Annotated in this window: 3 protein-coding genes; 2 read left to right on the top strand and 1 reads right to left on the bottom strand. The window is 69.6% G+C overall.

The window, feature by feature from the left end:
• Positions 1-579: M20/M25/M40 family metallo-hydrolase (locus VIB55_RS10900; RefSeq protein ID WP_331876689.1), on the top strand; the 579-nt coding region annotated here is incomplete at its 5' end.
• Between the two features lie 77 nt (positions 580-656).
• Here VIB55_RS10900 and VIB55_RS10895 read toward each other — a convergent pair.
• Positions 657-938: a hypothetical protein gene (locus tag VIB55_RS10895; RefSeq protein ID WP_331876688.1), complete on the bottom strand. Its 282-nt coding sequence runs from the start codon at positions 936-938 to the stop codon at positions 657-659.
• A gap of 230 nt (positions 939-1,168) precedes the next feature.
• Between VIB55_RS10895 and glyA the strand changes: the two genes are divergently transcribed.
• A complete protein-coding gene (gene glyA, locus VIB55_RS10890; RefSeq protein WP_331876687.1) occupies positions 1,169-2,425 on the top strand; it encodes a serine hydroxymethyltransferase in 1,257 nt (418 codons plus the stop codon).
• Positions 2,426-2,454: the final 29 nt, after the last annotated feature.

Raw genomic sequence — 2,454 nt, 5'->3', positions numbered from 1 at the left:
TCGGGGAGCGGGGCCATCTTCGAGGCCGCGCGCATCCTCAACGCCTTTCACGAGGAACTGCGGGGCGAGCCCAACCTCACCTTCAACCCGGGGGTGATCGTCGGCGGGACGGACGTGGAGTACGATCCGCAGCGCAGCGCGGGGACGGCGTTCGGCAAGACCAACGTGATCGCGCAGACGGCCATCGTCACCGGCGACATCCGTACGCTCACCGACGAGCAGCTGCGGCGCACCCGCGAGCGGATGACGGCCATCGTCGCCCGCCACCTTCCGCGCACGGAGGCGGACATCACTTTCGGCGAGGGCTATCCGTCCATGCCGCCGACGGAAGGCAACCAGGCGCTGCTGGAGGTGCTGAACACCGTCAACCGCGACCTGGGTACCGCGCCGATGCAGGCGTTCGATCCCGGCCGGCGCGGGGCGGCCGACGTTTCGTTCGTGGCCCCGTACACCGACGCGCTGGCGGGGCTGGGCGTGCACGGCTCCGGAGCGCACGGGCCCAACGAGCGCATCGACCTGGAAACGCTTCCGCTGCAGATCAGGCGCGCCGCGCTGCTCATCTACCGCCTGACGCGCTAGGCGAATCGCGCAGGTGAACGAAACGAGGCGGGGCGGCACCGAAGTGCCGCCCCGCCTCAGCTTTCACGTCGACCGGGTTACGGGTTGCGGCCGTTGCCCTTGTCGCCGTTGCGGCAGCGCCCGTTGCCGTTTCCGTTGCCGCGCCCGGCGTTGCAGCGGGTCTCGTCGCGGCGGCCCTGGTCCTTGTTCGGCCGCGCGTCGCGGTTCCCATCGCCGTCACGATCGCGGCTGTCGCGCTCGCCCACGCTCGGGCGGAACACCCCGGGCAGCCTGCTCCCGCGGTCGTTCCCCGAGCAGGCGGAGGTGGTCAGCAGGCCGGCGGCAAGCGCCATGATCCCCAGGTGGCGCAGGTATCTCATCTGTAACTCCGTACGCGGATTTGGATCTCGTCCTTCGGCGCGCGGCCCTACGACGCACGGGCGCACCGACATGTGTTTTCCCTTCCAGCAAGGTGCGGGCCGCTGCGCCCGTAGCAGATTCCGCGACGTGCGACACATGCCTCCGGCACTGTACACCGGGCCCGGCGCGGGGTAGTTTGCGCGCCTTGAGAGGTGCCCCGATCCTGACCGTGACGCCCGGGAAAAGACGCATGGACGCGCTGAAGCAGACCGACTCGGAGATCCACCGCCTGCTGGTGGACGAAGCCAGCCGGCAGGAAACCCAGCTGGAAATGATCGCCTCGGAGAACTTCGTTTCCCGGGCCGTCCTGCAGGCCATGGGCTCGGTGCTCACGAACAAGTACGCCGAGGGCTATCCCGGCAAGCGCTACTACGGCGGCTGCGAGGTGGTGGACGTGGTGGAAGACCTGGCCCGCCAGCGCCTTCTGCAGCTCTTTGGCGCCGAGCACGCCAACGTGCAGCCGCACTCGGGGGCGCAGGCCAACATGGCCGTGTACTTCGCGCTGATGCAGCCCGGCGACACGCTGCTGGGAATGAACCTGAGCGAGGGCGGGCACCTTACGCACGGCTCGCCGGTGAACTTCAGCGGGCGGCTGTACAACGTGGTGGCGTACGGCGTTCGCCCCGACGACCACCGGATCGACTACGCCGCCCTGCGCGACCAGGCCATGAAGGTGAAGCCCACGGTGATCGTGGCCGGCGCCAGCGCCTATCCGCGGCAGATCGACTTCGAAACGTTCGGCGAGATCGCCCAGGAGTGCGGGGCGCGGCTGGTGGTAGACATGGCGCACATCGCCGGGCTCGTGGCCACCGGGCACCACCCCAACCCGGTGCCCTTTTCCGACGTGGTGACCTCTACCACGCACAAGACGCTGCGCGGCCCCCGCGGCGGGATGATCCTGTGCCGCGAGGAGCACGCCAAGGCCATCGACAAGCAGATCTTCCCCGGCATCCAGGGCGGCCCGCTGATGCACGTGATCGCGGCCAAGGCCGTGGCCTTTGCCGAGGCGCTGCGGCCGGAGTTCGGCGACTACAGCGGCCGGGTGATCGCGAACGCGCGCGCGCTGGGCGAGGGGCTGGCCGAGCACGGCTTCACGCTGGTCTCCGGCGGCACGGACAACCACCTGCTGCTGGTGGACCTCCGCCCGAAGCGCGTGACCGGCAAATCGGCCGAGGCGGCGCTGAACCGCGCGCACCTCACCTGCAACAAGAACGCCATCCCCTTCGACCCGGAGAAGCCGATGGTCACCTCCGGCGTCCGCCTTGGTACGCCGGCCGGCACCACGCGCGGCTTCGGTGAGGCGGAGTTCCGCGAGGTCGGCCGGCTTATCGGCGAGGTGCTGGACGGGCTGGCGCGGGCCAATGACGCGGCGGCCAATTCGGCGGTGGAGGAGAGCGTGAAGGCGCGGGTGCTCAGCCTCTGCCAGCGCTTCCCGATCTATCGATGAGATGCCCTTATTGCGGCAGTGACGACACC

This window comes from Longimicrobium sp. (assembly GCF_036554565.1).
Classification (GTDB): domain Bacteria; phylum Gemmatimonadota; class Gemmatimonadetes; order Longimicrobiales; family Longimicrobiaceae; genus Longimicrobium.
This window is presented reverse-complemented; position numbering and strand designations above follow the sequence as displayed.

Excerpts from the sequence above, each read along its gene's own strand:
- VIB55_RS10895 (WP_331876688.1), bottom strand. The coding sequence starts at position 938 with ATGAGATACCTGCGCCACCTGGGGATCATGGCGCTTGCCGCCGGCCTG.
- glyA (WP_331876687.1), top strand. The coding sequence starts at position 1,169 with ATGGACGCGCTGAAGCAGACCGACTCGGAGATCCACCGCCTGCTGGTG.